Origin of the sequence: Streptomyces europaeiscabiei (genome assembly GCF_001550375.1) — a bacterium.
GTDB classification, from domain to species: Bacteria; Actinomycetota; Actinomycetes; order Streptomycetales; family Streptomycetaceae; genus Streptomyces; species Streptomyces europaeiscabiei.
This window is the reverse complement of the sequence record NZ_LRTR01000829.1, coordinates 117,387-134,024: the sequence shown is the minus strand read 5'-3', so window position 1 is coordinate 134,024 and position 16,638 is coordinate 117,387. Positions and strand designations below refer to the sequence as shown.

The following is a 16,638-nucleotide window of genomic DNA, read 5'->3' as shown; positions in this document are numbered from 1 at the left end:
CTCCATCCGTGCACAGCCACGCACTTCACACCACCTTGGAAAGAAGGAACCAATGCCCTCTCTCGATGGAGCAGTCGTCCTCGTCACCGGCGCCAATGGCGGTATCGGCACCCACTTCGTCCACGACGCCCTGGCTCGCGGCGCCGTCAAGGTCTACGCCACCGCCCGTTCCCCCCGCGCCTGGGACGATGACCGCATCGTCCCCCTGACCCTTGACGTCACCGACCGCGCGTCGATCGCCGCGGCCGTCGCCGCCGCGGCGGATGTCACCGTGCTCGTCAACAACGCGGGCGCCATCCCGCCGAGCGCGAGCCTGCTGGACGTCACCGAGGCGGACATCCGGGCGAACATGGAGACGAACTTCTTCGGACCGGTCTTCCTTGCCCGCGCCTTCGCACCGATCCTCGCCGCCAAGAAGGGGTCAATCCTCATCGACGTGCACTCCGTTGCCAGCTGGTATGCCTTCGGCGGCGCCTACAGCGCGTCCAAGGCCGCACTGTGGTCGGCCACCAACTCGCTGCGCATCGAGTTCGCACCCATGGGCGTCCACGTGACGGGTGTGCACATGGGCTACGTCGACACCGATATGGCCGCGCACGCTGACGGACCCAAGATGCTGCCGGCACAGTTGGTGACGACGGTCTACGACGCCGTCGAGGCCGGAGAATACGAGGTCCTGGCCGACGAGTTGACCAAGGGGGTCAAGGTGGCTCTGAGCGGCCCGGTCGAGGCGCTTTACCCGGACCTGCACAGCACGGACGCCTGAGCTTGTTCTTCGGTCCCGACGCGATCTCTTCACGCCGGGACCCCGTGATCCATCGCGTTCGAACAGTTGGCCGGCCGGTGTCGAGAAGGGGTGCACCGTCGCGGCCGTCGAGCCGTGGATGACATCGGCGGTCGATCCGCCAGCAGCCCGACCAGCAGCGGGGCGCCACCGTGGTGACAGACCATCACGGCTGTCGGGCCACGGGCTAAGAGGCCCTAACAGAAGCCGTTGATCATGTGACTGTCGGTCTGGTCGCTCATTGGTGTTGTTGCGGGAAAGAGGGAGTCACGTCCGTGGATCGTGTCGGACGAACTGTGGTCGCTGATCGAACCGTTGCTGCCTGAGCCGGGGCCGAAGCTGGTGGAGGGCAGGTCTCGGGTGCCGGATCGGCAGGCCTTGTGCGGGATTCTGTTCGTGCTGCATACCGGCATCCAGTGGGAGTACCTGCCGCAGGAGCTGGGCTTCGGTTCGGGGATGACGTGCTGGCGGCGGCTGGCCGCGTGGAACGAGGCCTGCGTGTGGGACGAACTGCAGCTGGTGCTGCTGAGGAAGCTGCGGGCCGCGGGGAAACTGGACTGGTCGCGGGCGGTGATCGACTCCTCCCACGTGCGGGCCGCTCGGCGCGGCCCAAAAGCGGGCCCAGCCCGGCCGACCGCGCACGGCCGGGCAGCAAGCACCACGTCCTCACCGACGGCCAGGGCATCCCGCTCGCGGTGTCGCTGACCGGCGGCAACCGCAACGACGTCACCCAGCTCCTGCCGCTGCTGGACAAGGTCCCCGCTGTGGCAGGCGTCGTCGGCCGGCCCAGACTCCGGCCCGACGCGCTTCTCGCGGACCACGGCTACGACCACGACAAGTACCGCCGGCTGCTGTGGGCGCGGGGCATCCGCCCGGTCATCGCCGAGCGAGGCCAGCCACACGGATCTGGCCTGGGCATCTTCCGCTATGTGGTCGAGCGCACGATCGCCTGGCTGCACGGCTTCCGCCGACTGCGCATCCGATGGGAACGACGCGACGACATCCACGAAGCCTTCCTCGGCCTCGCCACCTGCCTCATCACTTACCGGCACGTTCAGCGCCTTTGTTAGGAGCTCTAAGACGGTGCCAGGCACCGCGAGTTCGGCCCGGTCGGTGTCGGTGAAGCTCGGTCAGGCCATGCTCGGCGCGCACTCGTCCGCGCATCATCCGGTGCAGTTCGTCCAGCGACCGCCAGGGCACTGCCCCGAACGCCAGCCGTAGCAGTGTCAGCGGGTACAGGCTGCGCCACTGGGTGGTGAGTCCTGGCCAATCGGCCCGTGGCCCGGAGAGGCGCAGACGCGTTCGAATTCGCCCTCGATGCCGGTGCGCCGGTCGACCACGGTGCCGAAGACGTCGGACATCAGGTGGGCCCTGTGGCAAAAGAGGACGGACGCGGCATCGGCTGCGTCCGTGCTCGCTTTCTGATGGGTGTCAGCGTTGCTGGTTGGCGATGCCGATGTAGTGCCCGAGACGGTACTCGAAGTCGATGCCGGCCTGTTCGACGACGGCCTGCGTGCCGGCGGCGCGGGTGAGGAACCCGGGGAGGGTGAGGGATCGGGTGAACTCGCCGTACGCGGCGACCAGGTCCGCGTCCGGGGGCAGGGATGCCCGGTTGATCTGGGCTTTGGCTGAGGCGAGTGAGGCGCGGTCGAAGGAGGCCAGCCGGGCGGCGACGGTGCCGACGAAGGCGTCGAGTTCGCTGTCGGGGAGGACGCGGGTGATCCAGCCCCAGCGTTCGGCGGTGTCGGCGTCGTAGTCGTCGCTGGTGAGGATGGCTTCCAGGGCGCGGTCGCGTCCGATGGCGCGGGGCAGGCGTTCGGTGCCGCCACCGCCGGGCAGCAGTCCGCTACCGACCTCTGGCTGCCCGAAGATCGCTTTCTCCCGGCTGGCGTAGCGCAGATCGAGGGCGAGGGCGAGCTCGTTCCCGCCGCCGCGGGTGCGTCCCCGGATGGCCGCGATGGTGATGTACGGCGCCCTGGAGAGTTCCAGGACCAGATTCGTCCATGCCGGCACCGCGTCCGGGTCCTCGGGGGCGGGGAAGTCGGCTGCGGCGGCCAGGTCGAAGTGGTTGTAGAAGAAGTCGGGGGTGGCGCTGTCGAACAGCACGACCTGGATGTCCGGGTCGGTGGCCAGTTCTTCGACGATCTCGATGAGGCGCAGGACGGTCTCGCCGGCGATGAGGTTGACAGGCGGGTTGGCGAAGGTGATCTTCGCGATCTGCGGTGAGGTGCGCTCGTAGTGGATGGTGCTCTGCTCACTCATGGCTGGCTCCAGATGCATGATGGGTATCAGACGGCGACGGGGGGGCGAGGAGGGCCGGGCCAGGAAGCCGGGGCGGATGGATTTGACGAGCAGATCCGGCGGTCCCGCTTCCCATCGGCGCGCCGCTCACTCCTGGTAGCGCGGGAGGATCTCGCCGTTCTTGACGTAGGTGAGGGCGGCGGTGACGTCGTAGGCGTGGATCGCGGAGACTTGCGGTGCCAGCCGGTTGGACAGGTCCTCGATCACGTTGCCGGTGAAGAAGGCGTCCCGTGCCGCAGTGTCGGTGAACCCGAGGCTGACCGAGGCATGGAAGCGCTGGTCGTGGGGGTTGTCGTGGGCGACGTCCGGGGTGTCCCAGAGCTTTTCGATCCAGGGCAGGAACGTCTGCGTGCGCAGCTCCTTCAGCACTCCGGTGCCGGCGAGTGCGGGAGCGAGCTGCTCGTTGACGAGCTTTCGGAAGGCGCCGGCGCCGGCCCCGTCCCTGCGGCGAAGGTAGATCAGCGCGCGGGCACCGACCGTCTGTCCGGGGCCTGCGACGTCGTACCACCGAGAGGAGTTCGGCGGGCCGGCGTAGAGCAGGGTGCGGCGGAACACGTTGATCTCGTCGGCGTAGGCCAGCTTCGTCTGCTCGCGCCCTTTCAGGGGCGCAAGCGCCGATTGGAAGGTGACTTCCGCGACGCCGTCGATCTTCCGGTCTGCGGGGATCGCGGTCTGGACCCCGTCGGTGGCCGGCCACCGGCCCGGGTTGTGCTCGGCGAGGTGGATCTGCCGGTACTCCTCCAGGCCCGGGGTGGCGGAGATGATCCCCGAGTGCGGGCCCTTCCAGTGGTCCATGCCGGTCTGGCGGGGCTGGTCGGTGCGCACCCACAGCAGGATCGAGGAGGTGAGAGGCTTCTTCACTTCAAGGGGTGCGACGGCTGGTGACGTGCTCATGATGTTTCCCTTGTCTTCCTGGTCAGGCGCTGGTCATCGGGCCAGAAACTCGACCGCCACGGGGGCGAACTTCTGGTGGTACTGGAAGATGCCGCCGTGCCCGGAGTCGGGGTAGATGATCACCTTGCTGTCCTTGATGCGCCGGTGCAGGTCCTCCGACAGGACCGAGGGCACCATGCGGTCGTTGTCGCCGTTGGCGATCAGGGTGGGCTGCGTGATCGTCGACAGGTCGTCGGGGGCGGAGCGCCCCCACTTTTTGATCGCCTTCAGCTGTGTCTGGAACGCCTTGACCTTGATCTCCGCGTCGCGGTCGACGGTGCGCTCCTTGAGCCGGTTGACGAACGCGCGCGCGGCGGGCTTGCCGGTGGCGTTGCGGTTGAAGAACAGGAACTCCTTGGGGTCCGAGCGGGTCAAGGTGGCGCGCAGGATGTCCCAGTAGGTGGTGCCGGCGACCTTGTCGATGTCCTTGCCGCCCTTGGGCCCGGTGCCGGTGAGGACGAGCTTGCGGATGAGCTCGGGGTGCTTCACCACCAGGGCCTGGGCGACCATGCCGCCGAGGGAGAAGGAGAAGACGTCGATCTTGTCGTACCCGAGCGCCCTGATGAAGGTGTAGGCGTCGTCGGCCATCGCCTCGACGCTGTCCGGCACCCGGCCGGTGGACGCTCCGACACCGCGGTTGTCGAAGGCGATGACGTGACGGCCCTTCGCGACGGGGTCGATGATGCGGGGGTCCCAGTTGTCCAGGGTCGCGGCGAGGTGGACGAAGAAGACGACGGGGATGCCGCCCTTCGGCCCCAGCTCGCGGTAGGCGTAGGTGACGCCTCCGGCGCTGACGGTGCGGGCCGGCGCCTTCGCGTAGGAGGTGATGACGGCTTCGTTCGGGGTGTCGGTGCTGCTCATGACGGATTCTCCTCGTGTGTTCTGTGACGCCCGTCGCGGTTGCGGCGGGTCAGCTGTTGCCGATGACGGCCTTGCCGCGGATGCCGCCCTGGGACAGGGACTGCAGCGCCTGGGGGGTCTGGTCGAAGCGGACCACCTTTCCCACGACCGGGCGCACCACGCCCTGGTCGATGAGGGTGGTGATCCGGCGGAGCTGGTCGCCGCTGGCGCGCATGAGCAGGAACTCGTACGTCACGCCGAGCTTCTTGGCCTGGTTGCGGATCTTGCGGCTCAGGCCTGCGACCGCCAGGCGCAGCAGCGGGTTCAGGCCGGCCTCGCGGGCGAACGCGGGGTCCGGGGGGCCGGAGATCCCGATGGCTTTGCCGCCGGGCTTGAGCACCCGCAGGGACTTCTCGAGAGTCTCCCCACCGAGGCTGTCCAACACCACGTCGTAGCCGGTCAGGAGCTGCTCGAAGTCCTGGCTGCGGTAATCGATCACCGTGTCCGCGCCGAGCGCGCGCACGAAGTGCGCGTTGGAACCGCTGGCGGTCGTGGCGACGCTTGCACCGAGGTGCGCGGCGAGCTGGATCGCGATCGAACCGACCCCGCCGGCGCCGGCATGGATGAGAACCTTCTGCCCGGGCCGCACCTTCCCGCGCTCCACCAGCGCCTGCCACGCCGTGAGCGCCACCAGCGGCAGCGAGCCCGCCTCTTCCATGCTGATCGAGGCGGGCTTGAGCGCCAGGTCGCCCTCCGCGACGGCGATGCGCTCGGCGAAGGTGCCGATGCGGTTCTGGTCGGGCCGGGCGTAGACCTCGTCTCCGGGCTTGAAGCCGCGAACTGCCGTCCCGACACCGATGACGGTGCCCGCGACGTCGTTGCCCAGGATCAGTGGCAGCTTGTAGGGCAGGATCTGCTTGAACTCACCGGCGCGGATCTTCTCATCCAGCGGGTTCAGCCCGGCAGCCTCCACCCGCACAAGCACGTCGTGCTCCCCCACGGTGGGCTCAGGGACCTCCACCTCCTGCAGCGGCTCCTTGTACTTGGTGACGACGAACGCTCTCATGGGGCGTCTCTCCTTGCCTTCATCCTATTTATCCAGGTCTGAGACCAGGTCGGCCAATTCAGCGCGACTTCCGGGGTCTCGCCCCACTCGGCCAATCCGAGTACACTCAACTATGAGTGCACTCAGAATTATTGTCAAGGGAGGTCCCATGGGACGCGGCCACATGCCGATCGGGCGCCGCGAGCGGGCCAAACAGGCCAAGCGCGAGCGCATCATGACCGCGGCCCGTGAGCTGTTCGCCGAACACGGCGTCAGCGGGGTCACGACGCAGCAGATCGCCCACCGGGCCGGCGTCGCGATCGGCACCCTCTACCTGTACGCGTCCACGAAGGCCGAGTTGCTGATCATGGTGCAGAACGAGAAGTTCGCCGCCGCCATCGACGTCGGCCTCGCCGCCGCGAACGCCGCCGTCGGGCAGGGCGTGCTGGAGCCGGTCGTCGCTCTCATCCGTCCCGTGGTGGAGTGCGTGAGGGAGCACATCGAGAACGGCCGCACATACCTGCACGAACTCGTCTTCGGCGACCCGGCCGAGCCCTACCGGCAAGCGGGTCTAACCCTTGCCGGCCGTCTCGAGGACGGCGTCACCGGCCTACTCACCCGCAACGATTACATCGGTGCCGCCGACGCGGCAACGCTGGCGCGGGTGATCACCGCGATCATCCACATCAGCACCACCGCCACCGTGTACCTGCACCGCAGCGACGAAGCCGTCCTCGCCGACATCCGCGACCAGATCCACGCCACCCTGGCGCCCCACCACCGCGCGGCATGACCGCTCGCTCCACGAGCCAACCATCGAACACCCCGGCCAGGGGGCACGTCATGAGCGCGCACTACGACGTCATCGTCCTCGGCGCCGGCTCGAGCGGGTACGTCGCCGCGATCCGCGCCACGCAACTCGGCAAGAACATGGCTGGTGGCTGTTCTCCGCCCGGTTGTTCAGCCCCTTGTGGGAGCGGTGCTCGACGGAGGGCATGACCTCGCGGTGGGCCGCGCCGTAGGAGCGGAGCTTGTCAGTGACGATCACCCGGGGCACCGCACCCGTCTTCTTGAGCAGGCGGCGGAAGACGCGCCTGGCCGCGGCCTTGTCGCGGCGGTCCTGCACGAGGATGTCAAGCACCGTCCCGTCGTGGTCGACGACCCGCCACAGGTACCGACGTTCGCCATTGATCTTGATGAAGACCTCGTCGAGGTGCCACTTGTCGCCGGGCCGGGGCTACCGACGGCGCAGTGCGCTGGCGTAGGTCTGCGCGAACTTCAGACACCAGCGGCGGACGGTCTCGTAGGACACGACGACACCGCGCTCGAGCATGAGCTCTTCGACTTCGCGGAAGCTGAGCGGGAAGCGGTGGTACAGCCGTACGCAGTGGGAGATGATCTCGACCGGGTACCGGTGCCCCTTGTACGACGGCGACCTGCTCCTCACAAACGCCCCTCCGGCATGATCAACCCGGAGATCATCCCACGTCATCCGCCAACGTGACAGCGCCTGCCCAGAGCCAGCTGTGCCGTCACAGCAGGCTCCCCTCCACGGCGGCCGCCCGGACATATCCCGCGGCACATAGATACAGCAGCCGCGGTGGACACGGCGGACCGCGCCCCTGCCGGCCGCACCAACCTCGGAATCCCTCGTCCTGATCTGCCGGAGAAAAGCGCCCCTGGAAGGCCCGTAGCCACACGCGGACTTGAGCGTTGATCACTGGATGGAGTGGCGTGCCATGCGCGTCTGATCGTTGGGAAAGGGTGCGTGATGAACTTTCCCCGTGTTGCTGGACACTCGACGCTTATGCTGTGAGGGCGTGTTCTTGCTCGTGTCGCTGCCGGGTCTCCAGCGGGGTGAGGTAGCCCCAGACTGGATGCCTCCGCAGCCGCTTGCGGTTGTAGAAGGTCTCGATGAAGGTGAAGATCTCAGCGCGGGCAGTGGTCCGGTCGGGCCAGCGGCGGGTGCCGATCTCCGCTTTCAGCAGCGCGAGGAAGCTCTCGGCGGCGGCATTGTCGTAGCACGAGCCGGTTCGTCCCATGCTCTGCCGCAGCCCCAACCAGCTTACTTCCCTGCGGAGTTCGTCAGCGGTGTACTCCGCAGGGCCTCGGTCCGAGTGCACGATGCAGCCGGGCTGGAGGTCGCTGCGGCCGGCGGCCATCGTCAGTGCGTCGACCACCAGGGATGCGCGGTGGTGGTCGGCCATCGAGTAGCCGACGATCTCGCGGGTCGCCAGGTCCAGCCAGGTCGCCAGATACAGCCAGCCCTCATCGGTGGGGATGTAGGTGATGTCACCGACCAGTTTCCGCCCCGGGGCGGCGGCCGTGAAGTCGCGGCCGACCATGTCGTGAGCGGGCACCGCCTTCTTCGCCGGACGGTCAGCGACCGGCGCTTGCGCCGGGTGACCCCGCAGATGTCGCGCTCACGCATGATCCGCTCCACTCGCTTGCGGTTGACCCGCCGGCCCAGCCTGCGCAGCTCGGCGTGGATGCGCGGCACCCCGTAGGTGCACCGGGAGGCGATGTGCAAGACGGTGATCTCGTGGGCCAGGGCGTCGTCGGCGGCCCGGCGGGCGGCTCGGGCCTGCTCGTCGGCCATCCAGGAGTAGAAGGAGGAGCGGGCCACCTTCAGCAGCCGGCACAACAGAGCGACTGGGTGGGTGGTCTTCTCCGCCTCGATGAACGCATACACGTCGTTCATCGATCACTCTCCTTCGCGAAGAAGACCGCCGCTTTTCGCAGCACCTCGATCGTCTCGGCCTGCTCACGGTTCTGCCGCCTCAGCCGACGCAGTTCCTCCCGCTCCGCGCTTGTGAGCTCGCCCGGCGCCCCCTGCCCGTGGTCGACCACGTCCTGTTTGACCCAGTTCCGCAGGCCCTCGGCGCTGATCCCGATCTCCCGGGCCACCTCGGTGACGGTCTTGCCGGACGAGCGGACCAGCGCGACCGCGTCGCGCTTGAACTCCTCCGAGTACCGCCTGCTGCGGTTGCTTTTGCTTCCCACCTGGCACTACTTCCTCTGGAACCTCACGTCCCAGTCTCCAGGTGTCCAACATCAAGGGGAAGCTTCATAGGACGGGTGCCCCCGTTCACCGAGCATCACCCACCAGGGGATTGAGCACAGCTAGGACGGCACACCATCCGCCGCCAGCTACGAACACGCCTGGATCTTCCTCGCCAGGTGCCGCGCCTAGCCGACCAGGAGATCGAGGTTACGTCCCCGCCTCTGGTCGGGGGCGGGCGTCCGTGGCCAGGGTGTGGTCGAGGACGGCCGCGGCCAGGGGTGCGTGGACGGCGCGGGGCAGGGCGTGCCCCATGCCCGGTATCTCCACCAGCCGTGCCCCGGCGATCACTTGGGCGAGATGGTCGGGGTGCGGCGGCGGGAAGACAGGCTCGGCCGGGGCGGAGATAACCAGGGTCGGCACCTCGGTGCGCCCAAGTTCCTCGGTGCGGTCCATGCCGGAGTGGTCCGCGCGCCCGTGGGTCATGGGCGCCTCGTAGCGCCCGGCGTGCTCGATGATGCGGCGCTCCGAGGCCCGGAACTCCTCGGAGTCGAAGGGGATCTGATCGCCGTTGAGCACCCGCCAGTGCTCCACGCGGTGGTCCAGCTCGCCCTCCAGGCCACGGTCCTCGTGGGGTTGGGACCACAGTTCGAGCACCCGTGCGTCGATGGGCGGGAGGCGGCCTACGGGAGTTCGGGAGCCGTCCGGGTGCGACAGTGGGGTGCTGCTGAGAGCGCCGGTGCCCATCACTGTCGCGCTGAGCAGCCGTTCGGGGTGATCGGCGATCAGCAGTTGGGTGAGCATGCCGCCCAGGGAGTGACCGACGATGTGCGCCCGCTCCACTTCGTACGCGTCGAGGACGGCGATCGCGTCCGAGGCGAGGTCGACGATGCGGTACGGGTGCGTGTCGAAACTCAAGCTGGAGCGGCCGGTGTCCCGGTGGTCGTAGCGGATGACGTGGTGGCGCACGGCCAACGCATCAACCAGTCCCTCCGGCCAGCCCAGCCCAGACGCCCCGGCCCCCATGATCAGCAACAGGGTGGAACCCCGGGGGTCGCCGCGCACCTCGGACCACAGCCGCACCGCCGGGCCGACCTGGACAAACCGCTGATTCATGGCACCACTCCCCCACATCCACGATCCGATGACGAGACGAGCCGTCTCGTCATCTTGCGTCGCCATCATGACGCACACCTCCGGAGTGATGCAATACGACTCGTCCCGTCTCGTTGCTGACCGGACACTCGAAGAGGCGTCAGAACGCATCTCGATACCTTCTGAACCCCGTCGCACGCGAGCCGTGCGCGACATTCGGTCCGCTCCGGCGGCGACGAACTATGCGCCTGACGCAAACGAGCAAGCCGTTACTCTGCGTGACGCCCGAAGATAAAGCACAAGCCGAGTAGGTGCTTTCCTTCCTCGGCGCGACAGGCCAGTTCCGTCGCGGGGCTTCTGGGGCAGGAGTGGCCGTTCCGCGAAAGCGTCTCGGTAACGGCGATAACGAACGGCGTTACATCCGCGTATGTCCGATTATGCGGGAAGGGCTGCTGACAGACGGGCGCCCCACGTCATGCTCCCTGGCCGTCCGTATCGTGCACGGGCGACAATCGCCCGCATGATCGAGTCTTCCGGTGGCCCGTCCGCCTTCCGTGACCTGTCCGCATTCGTCGCCTGCCCCCGCGTCAACTCCCTTGCTCTGTCCGTCGATGGCACTCGTCTCGTCGCCGCCGTGCAGTCGCTGTCCGGGGACGGGACGCGGTTCGTGTCCGGTGTGTGGGAGATCGATCCGGCCGGGGAGCGCGACGCGCTGCGGCTGACCCGGTCCGACAAGGGTGAGTCGGGGCCGGTGTTCGGTCCGGACGGGACTCTGTACTTCCTGTCCGGACGCGCCGCCGTGGACGGTGACGAGGACGAGGGCGCCGCGTTGTGGGCGCTGCCGCCGTGCGGGGAGGCCGTCGTCGTGGCCCGGCACCCAGGTGGGATCGCCGCGGTCACCGTCGCCCGGGACTCCGGCGCGCTGTGCCACACCGCGGGGCTGCTGCCGGGTGCCGCCGACGCCGAGGCGCACGGCAAGCTGCGCGCGGCGCGAAAGGACGCGAAGGTCACCGCGATCCTGTACGAGGCCGGGCCGACCCGTGCCTGGGACCACGACCTCGGCCCGGCGGAGCCGCACACCTTCGTCCGTGCCGGTGCCGACGCGGAGCCGGTCGTCGCCGGTGGGCAGGGGATCGGTCTGGAGGATCCGGGGGACGCGGCGTTGTCGCCGGACGGCACTCGGGTCGCGTACCGCCGGTTCGTGGCCGGGCGGGTCCCGGACGAGCACCGCACCGCCGTGGTGGTGGCCGACGCGGTGAGCGGTGAGGAGATCCACGTCGTCGGTGATCTGGAGCACCTTTACGAGGCACCGCGGTTCACACACGACGGCTCGGCCGTCGTGTGCTGCCGGATGCGCTACCCCACGTACGACACCCCCTGGGAAGCGACTCTCGTCCGGATCGACCTGGCCGACGGCGCTGTGCGGGACCTGCTGCCCGGGTTCGACAACTGGCCTGGCGGCGTGGCCTGTTCACCGGTGGACGACACACTCTTCTTCACGTCCGACGAGCAGGGGCACGCGCCCGTCTTCCGGCGCGACCCGGACGGTGGCGTCACACGTCTCACCGCTTCGGGTGCGTACGGCTCGCTGACCGTGGCCCCCGACGGGCGGACGCTCTACGCCCTGCGCCACGCGGTCGACGCGCCGCCGACGCCCGTCCGTATCGACGCCGACGTCGTCGACCAGACTCCGGCCGGGCTGCCCGCCCCGGGCGGCGTCGGGGAACTGCCCGGCACGCTCACCGAGGTGCACGCGGAGGCGGACGACGGGTTCGTGCTGCGCGGCTGGCTCGTGCTGCCCGAGGGCGCGTCCGCCGAGCAGCCCGCTCCGCTGCTCGTCGCCGTCCACGGCGGACCGCAGTTCAGCTGGAACGGCTGGACCTGGCGGTGGAACCCGTGGCCGTTCGCCGCGCGCGGCTATGCGGTACTGCTGCCGGATCCGGCCCTGTCGACCGGCTACGGGCAGATCAACCACCGGCGCGGCTGGGGACAGTGGGGCGGGCGCCCCTACTCGGATGTGATCGCGCTGACCGACGCGACCGAGGCCCGGGACGACATCGATGCCTCACGTACCGCGCTCGCCGGCGGCTCGTACGGCGGATACATGGCGAACCGGGTCGCCACCAGTACGAACCGGTTCAAGGCGATCATCAGCCATGCGGGTCTGTGGGACCTGCGGATGTTCCAGGGCGACACCGATGCGCCCTGGTACTTCCAGCGGATCTTCGGCGACCCACTGACCCGCCCCGAGCGCTACGACGCCGGCTCGCCGCACCTGGACGTCGCGAAGATCCGTACCCCGATGCTCGTCATCCACGGCGCGAAGGACTATCGCGTGCCCGTCGGGCAGGGCGCCACGCTCTTCCAGGAGCTGCAGCGGCACGAAGTCCCCACGAAGTACCTCTACTTCCCGGACGAGAACCACTGGGTCCTGAGGCCGAACCACACGCGCCTGTGGTACGAGACGTTCCTCAACTTCCTCGACCATCACGTCCTCGGCGCCGAATGGCAGCAGCCCGGCCTGCTGTGACCGGGCCGAGCCCGGCGGCCATCGTACGCGTGTGAGCAGCGCTCGGCGCCCTCGTAGCCAGACGAGATCCGTACAACAGCAAGAGGTCCTATGTGCACGCCCAGCTGGAGAACAAGCCGCTCCCCGAGCTGACTGCGATAGCCCGTCGAGTGGTCGATAAGTACGGCGATGACGACATCGGGTCCGCTCGTGGCCGGCCTCGTGGCCGCGGTGCGGTCCGGGCGTCTGTCGGTGGTGCGTCTGCTGGTCCTCCTGGTGCACCGAGTGCGCGTCGGCATCGTCCTGTTCGGCGTAGCGGTCCGTGCGGGCGCGGGAGTCGTCGGCCGCCTTGGTGAACGCGTCCTGGAGGTGGCGCAGCCGGTCGGCTGTGAGATCGAGGGCTTCCACGTCCGTGCGGGACTCCCCCAAGGGCCCGCAGCGCCGCCAGGTCGGTCGCCTCCCCGCGTCCGACCTCCGGCTCCTGGTCGTCGTGCTCGGGGTCAGCGGCCGGGGACGCGAGCAGTTGCTCGGGCGGCGAACTGGACGTGGTACCAATGCGATTCGGAGTCCAGGTACGCCCCCGTTCGTCACCCGCGACGAGGAGAAGATCGCAGCCAACGTTTGTCTCTTCAAGACCAACACTGTTTCTGCAGATGGACCCGGACGAGGGCGTCGGCGAGGTCGGCTGGGGTAGGCCGGGGGCTCCATGCAGCGCGTTGAGAAGGGGCCCCGGCAATGCCGGGGCCCCTTCTCAACGCTGGGCGGGACGTGGACCTGCGACTCGCGCTTAAATGCGGGCTACTGAACTTGAATTCGTGATGTCGGTCGGAGCGTGGTGTCGTGCAGATCGGAAACCGCTGAGCGCTGGCCGTCCGGGATCAAGAGCGTGGCTGCAGCCAGTGACGCGCGGCGGCCAGTGTCACGTCGATGTCGTCGCTCCATGAACAGACTTCTAGCCACGACAAGAAGCCGCCCTGCGTGAAGGCCAGGACCTCGCCGGGGCACTCACCGGCTTCGGTGACGAGCTGAGCTTCGGCCGCCACGACAGTGCCGGGACCGGTGGGCGCGGGCTCGACCTCGCTGGTGTCGAGTTCGAAGTAGGCGGTACCGCACCCGCATGTGCAGCGAGCTCGCACGCTGAGGTGCGGAACCTGCCGTCGGAGCGCGGCATGAACCGGATTGTCCGCGTTCAGGACTGCCGCAAGCACGTCGGCTACATCGGCAGGCAGGCTCTCGGTCATGCCGTCACCGTATCTGAGCAGGGGCTTTTGGCTCCGCCCGTGCCTGGCTTGTCGCCGTTTGGCCGGCCGGTGTGTTCACGTGTCCAGGGCCAGGTCGGTGTCGGCGAGGCAGCCGCCGATGACCTCCGGTCGGTACTGCAGCATCTTGAGCTTGCGCTTCACGGCGCGGGTGATCTGGCCGAGGTCAGCGGCGGCGAGGTTGCCGATATCTCGCTTGACCAGCGACCAGATACCTTCTTGCGGGTTCAGGTCAGGCGTGTAGGTGGGCAGCTGGAAGACCGTGATCCAGTCTGCGTTCGCTTCGATGAACTCCCGCAGGGGCTTGGTCAGGTGCAAGCGGACGTTGTCCCGGACAAGGACGATCGGGCCGCCAAGCTGGGTGCGTGCACGGATCAGCAGGTCGCGGAAGTCGCGCCAGCCGAAGCCTTGGGGTTGGTCCTTGCGTCCGGTGCACTCGCGGACGGAGTAGAAGAGCCGGGACCGCCCGCCGAGCTTGTAGCAGGTCATGCCCGCTATCGATACCCGGCCTGAGCCTCGGCCGCGTACGCGGACCACCGGGGTGCAGCCCCTGCGGCCCCAGGTCCTGGCCCGCGGCGGCGTCAGCGACTGACCGGCCTCGTCCTCGAAGACGATCCATCCGTCGCAGGCCGCCGCGGTGCTTTTACCCGCGGCCAGACCTCCATCTTCCAGAGGTCCACCGCGTCGTCGTCGCGCTCGATCGCTCGCCGTGCCAGCTGCTGCCACGACCAGCCGTGCCGCTTCAACAATCGCCACGTGCCCTCCACGGTGCAGGAGACGTGGAACTCCGACCGATCAAGGTCTTCACACGGGCCAAAGTCCACCGCTGATCAGCCCAGCCATGCGTGAGTGGACCGCGCTCCAACTCCCGTTCCAGTCTGAACACTTGGCCGTCGGACAGCCGGGAGCGGCCAGGCGACCCTTTCGAGGCGACACCAGGTGCACCGCTCTCACGCCACTGACGTCACCACCGTTCCGACACCCTGAGCGCGGTCGCGACGGCTCTGGTCGTCTGCCCAGTCTCGAACCGGACCACCGCATCCAGACGCACTCGCTCGCGAGTAGCCCTCTCCGCGTCGGTGAAGCCCCCACCTTGCGCATACCTCACAGCCCCAGCAGTACCGGACCCGGAGTCCTGGATCTGCCGAACGCCCCGACATCACTCGTTCAGGTTCAGTAGTTGGTCCGCTCTACCAGCCAGCCCGCAGCCGCCTCTGCCGCCTGCCTCTGGCCGTCCCACATACCGGCGGGATGACGGACTCGCCGCTCGGCAAGCGGTCCTGTCTGCGCTGGAAGCGCGTCGAGATGATCAGCACCGAGCTGTTTCCCGCGCCCGGAGGCTGGCCACCGAGCGGCCGCGAGTGAGGCCCGGCCTCTTGGAAATTGCCGGTAGAGCCCCGCCGCAGGGCGTCATGAGGCGGGTGCCGCGGCACTGCCGTCATCGGCTTGCTGTCATCCGAAGACATCGGGGTATGCCCTCGCCCAGTGGCGCAAGTCTGGTGCGGATCAGGCATTTTTCTTCCTGTTGGGGTCCAACTTCGGTTGTTGCGCTTCAATATGGGTGAGACCGTCCGTGTTCGGCATTTGACGTGTAAGTGGGACGGCGTGCCGTTCCGTCCGTGATGGTGGAGGGCAGGGTGTGGCGGTCGCTTCGCCTGTGGGTGATCCTGCTCGGCGTATCGGCGGGTGGGGCGGGCGCGGCACTGGCAACCTCAGCCTGGCTGCCTGCAGGCTGGACGGCTGCCGTGGCTGCTGTTGCCGCTGCGGTGACCGGTGTCTTCGCCGATGAGACGCGGACTGCTCTCTCGGCGCACCGTCAGCAACGTCACGCCGCTGCGGCCCGCGGAAGAGAGCTAGCCGCTCGAACGCTGCGTGTGCGGGATGCGGTCGATCCGATCAGTTTGGGGGTCCATCCTGCGGCGTTGCGTCGTAGTGCCCGTCAGAGGGCCAACCGAGTGCCTGCGTTCGTCAAGCGAGACCGCTTCGACGACGTCGTGCGGCGGGTCCGGCAGGGGGGCTTTGTCCTGATCGTGGGTGACTCGACGGCCGGCAAGTCCCGGCTGGCCTACGAGGCCATGCGCATGGTTGTTCCCGAATTCGCCCTGTTGCAGGCGCGGCCGTCGGACGACCTGCAGACGTTGTCTTCCACTGTCAGCGGGACCCGGCGTTGTGTGGTGTGGTTCGACGAATTCGACCAGTTTCTGCGAGCCGGAGGCATCACTCTGGAGATGGTCAAAGCGATGCTCGCCGGTCCGGAACGGCAAGGGGTGCTCCTGGCGTCGATGCGCAGCAAGGAGTACGACAGGTACAGCGCCCGGCAGCGTGACGTCACCGACGCAGCAACCTGGCGGGCCGGCCGTGAGGTGCTGCTCCATGCCGGAGAACCGGTGGAGCTGGATCATCTGTGGTCACCGCAGGAGGTCGGGCGGGCCCGGGAAGCGGATCGGGATCCGCGGCTGAAGGCGGCGGCTCAGGCACCCGATCGCTTCGGAATCGCCGAGGTGCTGGCGGCAGGTCCGGAACTGCTCAACGACTGGACGCACGCCTGGCACACGGGTGAGCATCCGCGCGGTGCCGCGTTGGTCGCCGCCGCCGTCGACTGTCGGCGTATGGGCTTGCACCGGCCCGTGGACGCATCGCTGCTGGTGCCGTTGCACGAGATCTACCTGTCCGCTCGCGCGGAGCCGTCCTGCGTCCGGAGCCCCTGGAGGACGCGCTGGCGTGGGCCACCGCGCCGGTGCAGGGGGCAAGTAGCCTTCTGCTGCCTGACCAGGGCCGCTATCTGGCGTTCGACTACTTGATCGACCTTCCCGGGACTGGAGTAATAGTCAAGACCTGTGGATATGGATCTTTGGCCCACGGTCAGAGGAC

General features: G+C 68.3%; 13 protein-coding genes and 3 pseudogenes. 5 read left to right on the top strand and 11 right to left on the bottom strand.

Going from position 1 to position 16,638, the window contains the following annotated elements; translation table 11 throughout:
- Positions 1-52: 52 nt before the first annotated feature.
- On the top strand, positions 53-766 hold the full coding sequence (locus tag AWZ10_RS41890; RefSeq protein ID WP_060893722.1) for an SDR family oxidoreductase: 714 nt from the start codon (positions 53-55) through the stop codon (positions 764-766).
- Positions 767-1,063: 297 nt separating this feature from the next.
- A protein-coding gene (locus AWZ10_RS49350) for an IS5 family transposase (protein ID WP_409000796.1) occupies positions 1,064-1,854 on the top strand; the annotation gives its coding sequence in 2 pieces (ribosomal slippage) (positions 1,064-1,394 and positions 1,394-1,854; 792 coding nt in all).
- A gap of 361 nt (positions 1,855-2,215) precedes the next feature.
- Here AWZ10_RS49350 and AWZ10_RS41875 read toward each other — a convergent pair.
- From AWZ10_RS41875 to AWZ10_RS41860, 4 genes are all read right to left on the bottom strand, one after another.
- On the bottom strand, positions 2,216-3,046 hold the full coding sequence (locus AWZ10_RS41875; protein WP_046708703.1) for an enoyl-CoA hydratase/isomerase family protein: 831 nt from the start codon (positions 3,044-3,046) through the stop codon (positions 2,216-2,218).
- Positions 3,047-3,172: 126 nt separating this feature from the next.
- Entirely contained in the window at positions 3,173-3,979 is an 807-nt protein-coding gene (locus tag AWZ10_RS41870; protein ID WP_052769742.1) for a hypothetical protein, read from the bottom strand.
- A 33-nt stretch (positions 3,980-4,012) separates the two neighbouring features.
- Entirely contained in the window at positions 4,013-4,879 is an 867-nt protein-coding gene (locus tag AWZ10_RS41865) for an alpha/beta fold hydrolase (RefSeq protein WP_060893719.1), read from the bottom strand.
- 49 nt (positions 4,880-4,928) lie between these two features.
- Positions 4,929-5,924 (bottom strand): NADP-dependent oxidoreductase, encoded by a 996-nt coding sequence (locus AWZ10_RS41860; RefSeq protein ID WP_060893718.1) that lies wholly within the window; start codon positions 5,922-5,924, stop codon positions 4,929-4,931.
- A 148-nt stretch (positions 5,925-6,072) separates the two neighbouring features.
- Here AWZ10_RS41860 and AWZ10_RS41855 point away from each other — a divergent pair, with 148 nt between their 5' ends.
- Complete coding sequence (locus AWZ10_RS41855) at positions 6,073-6,696, top strand: TetR/AcrR family transcriptional regulator (protein ID WP_060893717.1); 624 nt, start codon at positions 6,073-6,075, stop codon at positions 6,694-6,696.
- A gap of 138 nt (positions 6,697-6,834) precedes the next feature.
- Here the strand turns inward: AWZ10_RS41855 and AWZ10_RS41850 are convergent.
- The 5 genes and pseudogenes from AWZ10_RS41850 to AWZ10_RS41835 form a co-directional block, all read right to left on the bottom strand.
- Positions 6,835-7,350, bottom strand: a pseudogene (locus tag AWZ10_RS41850) (IS6 family transposase); the annotation flags it as partial.
- A 358-nt stretch (positions 7,351-7,708) separates the two neighbouring features.
- Positions 7,709-8,317 (bottom strand): IS3 family transposase, encoded by a 609-nt coding sequence (locus tag AWZ10_RS41845; RefSeq protein WP_279616675.1) that lies wholly within the window; start codon positions 8,315-8,317, stop codon positions 7,709-7,711.
- A pseudogene (locus AWZ10_RS56130) lies at positions 8,305-8,502 on the bottom strand (IS3 family transposase); the annotation flags it as partial. The gene AWZ10_RS41845 and the pseudogene AWZ10_RS56130, both read right to left, overlap by 13 nt.
- Positions 8,503-8,600: 98 nt before the next feature.
- Positions 8,601-8,906: a transposase gene (locus AWZ10_RS41840; RefSeq protein ID WP_060893716.1), complete on the bottom strand. Its 306-nt coding sequence runs from the start codon at positions 8,904-8,906 to the stop codon at positions 8,601-8,603.
- A gap of 208 nt (positions 8,907-9,114) precedes the next feature.
- Entirely contained in the window at positions 9,115-10,020 is a 906-nt protein-coding gene (locus AWZ10_RS41835; RefSeq protein ID WP_046708698.1) for an alpha/beta fold hydrolase, read from the bottom strand.
- A 499-nt stretch (positions 10,021-10,519) separates the two neighbouring features.
- Here AWZ10_RS41835 and AWZ10_RS41830 point away from each other — a divergent pair, with 499 nt between their 5' ends.
- On the top strand, positions 10,520-12,529 hold the full coding sequence (locus AWZ10_RS41830) for an alpha/beta hydrolase family protein (RefSeq protein WP_060893715.1): 2,010 nt from the start codon (positions 10,520-10,522) through the stop codon (positions 12,527-12,529).
- A gap of 857 nt (positions 12,530-13,386) precedes the next feature.
- Here the strand turns inward: AWZ10_RS41830 and AWZ10_RS41825 are convergent.
- Together AWZ10_RS41825 and AWZ10_RS56125 are read right to left on the bottom strand one after the other, a co-directional pair.
- Positions 13,387-13,749: a hypothetical protein gene (locus tag AWZ10_RS41825; RefSeq protein ID WP_060893714.1), complete on the bottom strand. Its 363-nt coding sequence runs from the start codon at positions 13,747-13,749 to the stop codon at positions 13,387-13,389.
- Between the two features lie 75 nt (positions 13,750-13,824).
- Positions 13,825-14,875 (bottom strand): annotated as a pseudogene (locus tag AWZ10_RS56125) (IS630 family transposase).
- Between the two features lie 511 nt (positions 14,876-15,386).
- Between AWZ10_RS56125 and AWZ10_RS41815 the strand changes: the two are divergent.
- Entirely contained in the window at positions 15,387-16,568 is a 1,182-nt protein-coding gene (locus AWZ10_RS41815; RefSeq protein WP_159058553.1) for a hypothetical protein, read from the top strand.
- Positions 16,569-16,638 lie beyond the last annotated feature (70 nt).

Coding starts and splice junctions, on each gene's coding strand:
- AWZ10_RS41830 (WP_060893715.1), top strand. CDS start 10,520: ATGATCGAGTCTTCCGGTGGCCCGTCCGCCTTCCGTGACCTGTCCGCA.
- AWZ10_RS41870 (WP_052769742.1), bottom strand. CDS start 3,979: ATGAGCACGTCACCAGCCGTCGCACCCCTTGAAGTGAAGAAGCCTCTC.
- AWZ10_RS41860 (WP_060893718.1), bottom strand. CDS start 5,924: ATGAGAGCGTTCGTCGTCACCAAGTACAAGGAGCCGCTGCAGGAGGTG.
- AWZ10_RS41865 (WP_060893719.1), bottom strand. CDS start 4,879: ATGAGCAGCACCGACACCCCGAACGAAGCCGTCATCACCTCCTACGCG.
- AWZ10_RS41890 (WP_060893722.1), top strand. CDS start 53: ATGCCCTCTCTCGATGGAGCAGTCGTCCTCGTCACCGGCGCCAATGGC.
- AWZ10_RS41835 (WP_046708698.1), bottom strand. CDS start 10,020: ATGAATCAGCGGTTTGTCCAGGTCGGCCCGGCGGTGCGGCTGTGGTCC.
- AWZ10_RS41875 (WP_046708703.1), bottom strand. CDS start 3,046: ATGAGTGAGCAGAGCACCATCCACTACGAGCGCACCTCACCGCAGATC.
- AWZ10_RS41825 (WP_060893714.1), bottom strand. CDS start 13,749: ATGACCGAGAGCCTGCCTGCCGATGTAGCCGACGTGCTTGCGGCAGTC.
- AWZ10_RS41855 (WP_060893717.1), top strand. CDS start 6,073: ATGGGACGCGGCCACATGCCGATCGGGCGCCGCGAGCGGGCCAAACAG.